Raw genomic sequence first — 2,885 nt, 5'->3', positions numbered from 1 at the left:
TCTTTTGGGTACCTTTTCTTCAGAAAAGGTACGGTTCCCTGCGGGTAGACACAGATAAACGAATAGATTAAATACAGGAAATGAGTATCAACGAGGAACAAGACCGGATTATCGACGAGTTCAGTGTTTTTGACGAGTGGCTCGACCGTTACGGTTATCTGATCGAGCTGGGGAACAGTCTGAGCGTGATCGCTCCGGAGCACAAGACCGAGCAGTTTCTGATCAAAGGGTGCCAGTCCCGGGTTTGGGTAGACGCCCGGCTCGACGAAGAGGGGCGGATGCACTTTGCGGCCGACAGCGACGCCATTATCACCAAAGGGATTATCGCCCTGTTGATTCGCGTGTTGGACGGACACACGCCCGAAGAGGTGCGCGATGCCGATCTCTATTTCATCGACCGGATCGGTCTTTCGCAAAACCTCTCGCCGACCCGCGCTAATGGGTTGCTGGCCATGATCCGTCAGATGAAATTGTTTGCCACCGCGTATGCCGCCATGCAAAAATAATCGTTACTTTTGAGTCGGATTATGACACCGCAGGAGATACTCGACATCGAGCGCGACATCGTCTACACGCTCAAAAACATTTATGACCCGGAGATACCGGTCAACATCTACGACCTCGGCCTGGTGTACGAGATCGAAATGACTCCGGAGGGGACGGCCAATATCCGGATGACCCTCACGGCGCCGAACTGTCCGATGGCCGACATGCTCGTCCAGCAGGTGCACGACGACGTGCTGAAGGTGAAAGGGGTCGAGCGGGTGGATGTGACGCTGACCTTCGATCCGCCGTGGGATCGGTCGATGATGTCCCAGGAGGCGTTGCTCGAACTGGGGATGATGTAAGAAACGCGAGAACCATTAAAAACAAAATACCATCATGAGAAGAAAAATCGTCGCAGGGAACTGGAAAATGAATACCACGCCGGCCGAAGGCGTTGCCCTCCTCGAAGGCGTAGCGGCTCTGAAAGGGGGCGTACCGGCCGATGTCGAACTGATCGTCGGCGTTCCGTTTACCCATTTGTGCAGCGTGAAAGGGCCGGCGGAAAAGGCCGGGATTGCCGTTTCGGCTCAGAACTGTGCGGATCACGAATCGGGGGCTTATACCGGTGAGGTGTCGGCCAAGATGATCTCGTCGCTGGGGGCTAAGTACGTGATTCTGGGGCACTCCGAACGGCGCGAATACTACGGCGAAACCAGCGAGACGCTCAACAAGAAGATGGCGCTGGCTTACGAACACGGGTTGGCGCCGATCTACTGCGTGGGCGAAAAACTCGACGAACGGGAAGCCGGCAAACACTTCGACGTCGTTCGGGCACAGATCGAAGAGGTCGTTTTCAACCTCACTCCGGAACAGTTCGGCAAGCTGGTGATCGCTTACGAACCGGTTTGGGCGATCGGTACGGGCAAGACGGCGACGGCGGAGCAGGCGCAGGAGATTCATGCTTTTATCCGCAAAGTGCTGGCCGAAAAGTTCGGTGCTGCCGCAGCTGACAAAACGCCGATTCTGTACGGCGGGAGCTGCAAACCGGGCAACGCTGCCGAAATTTTCAGCAAGGCGGACGTAGACGGCGGTCTGATCGGCGGTGCTTCGTTGGTTGCCGACGACTTTATCGCGATTGCGAAAGCGTTTTAGTGTTCGGTCATCGAACCGAGTTTTTTCGTCCTCACCTCCCAAAGGAGGTGAGGACGTTTTGTTTAGGAGGCTAAGGCTGTCGATCGCCCGCCACGGGCCTGCGCGGCCCGAGCGCAGTCGGAACTTGAGTCTTGCGGAGCGTAAGGCGTAGCGTAGCTAACTGAAAGTTCTTTGGGTACCTTTCTTTCAACCGACGCTGCCAGTGAGAGCAATGCAAACGTAGTTTGCTGATTGCCGAACGGCGAGGAGGAACCGAGTAGCGTACCGAGAGCAGAGACCGCTTGCGGGATTTGCCGAGGTAGCACGAGGAAGCCGAAGGCAACGCGTAAGCCAACAAAGGTACGGTTCTGTCCGGCTCAAAGCTTTCTGCGCGCCACGATTTAAGAGGCGTGCGAAAACCGTCGCCCGCCCGTCGAAGAGGGCATATTCTGCCGATTGGCGGGAGCCAATCCGGCAAGAATTGCCGCGGGCGACGGTTGGAAATGCCGCGCGCGACTGCTGGAGAAGGAAATCGTTAGAACCATGGTGAATTGTTCTAACAAGATTTCCGCCAGCGCGCGGGAAAACCGGATAGAGGTTGCTATTTCGGAGTGCCCGAAGGTACCGGCGGAGCGAAAGCGGAGCCGCAGTGAGGCAGACACGGGGCAGTGCTTTGGGCTGCGACTGTTTGTTGGGTGCGAAAACCGTTTACGGTTTTCGCGCTGCGCTGGGCGGAGCTGTTACCCGGGCTTTGGGCCGAGAGCGAGTAGCGCGATTCGCAGAATCGCCGGGCTTGCGCGCTGGGCCTTCGGCCCACCCCCGGAGCGCGCAGCCCGAATCGGCAAAGGATTAAGTAGGACTTTTGCGGCCCATCGGGCCGCCGGCCTTTTCGCCCAAGCCGCGTAACGGCTTCGGGGGGATGGGCGACAGGCCGAATAGATCGGAGAATTGGGCGGCACCTGCTGTGCGGGCCGGCGCCAGCGTGGCCGGAAACGAGCCCCGCGAAGTTGCAGGCCTACGCCGGGGGTGGCTCCGGCCCGCGCGCCCCTGCGGGGCGCAGGGTTTCGGCCTTGGGGTTGTGTCCGTGCGCCATGGGAAATCCTGTCAAAACGCCCAGGTGCATTTTGACGATTTCCCTATTAAAGCGGTGGCGCGCGTTAGGCTATAACAAGAGTAATAACGGCCGGCCGCCGTAGCGCGAACGCGTCGGCCGGGCGGGCCCCACGTCCCGTGGACGGGCGATGCTTGCGCATCGCTAAGGCCGCCTT

The 2,885-nt window shown here is 58.6% G+C and carries 3 protein-coding genes; all 3 read left to right on the top strand.

Annotated features, from left to right (window positions below):
- Positions 1-86: 86 nt before the first annotated feature.
- From QZ292_RS10170 to tpiA, 3 genes are read left to right on the top strand one after another with little or no spacing between them, the layout of a single operon-like run.
- On the top strand, positions 87-506 hold the full coding sequence (locus QZ292_RS10170) for a SufE family protein (RefSeq protein WP_294601198.1): 420 nt from the start codon (positions 87-89) through the stop codon (positions 504-506).
- A 21-nt stretch (positions 507-527) separates the two neighbouring features.
- Positions 528-848 (top strand): iron-sulfur cluster assembly protein, encoded by a 321-nt coding sequence (locus QZ292_RS10165; protein WP_294601195.1) that lies wholly within the window; start codon positions 528-530, stop codon positions 846-848.
- 34 nt (positions 849-882) lie between these two features.
- Positions 883-1,638 (top strand): triose-phosphate isomerase, encoded by a 756-nt coding sequence (gene tpiA / locus QZ292_RS10160; protein WP_294601193.1) that lies wholly within the window; start codon positions 883-885, stop codon positions 1,636-1,638.
- Positions 1,639-2,885 lie beyond the last annotated feature (1,247 nt).

Source organism: uncultured Rikenella sp. (assembly GCF_910577125.1).
In the GTDB taxonomy this organism is placed as follows: domain Bacteria; phylum Bacteroidota; class Bacteroidia; order Bacteroidales; family Rikenellaceae; genus Rikenella.
The sequence above is the reverse complement of the archived record's forward strand: the minus strand, read 5'-3'. Positions and strand labels throughout refer to the sequence as shown.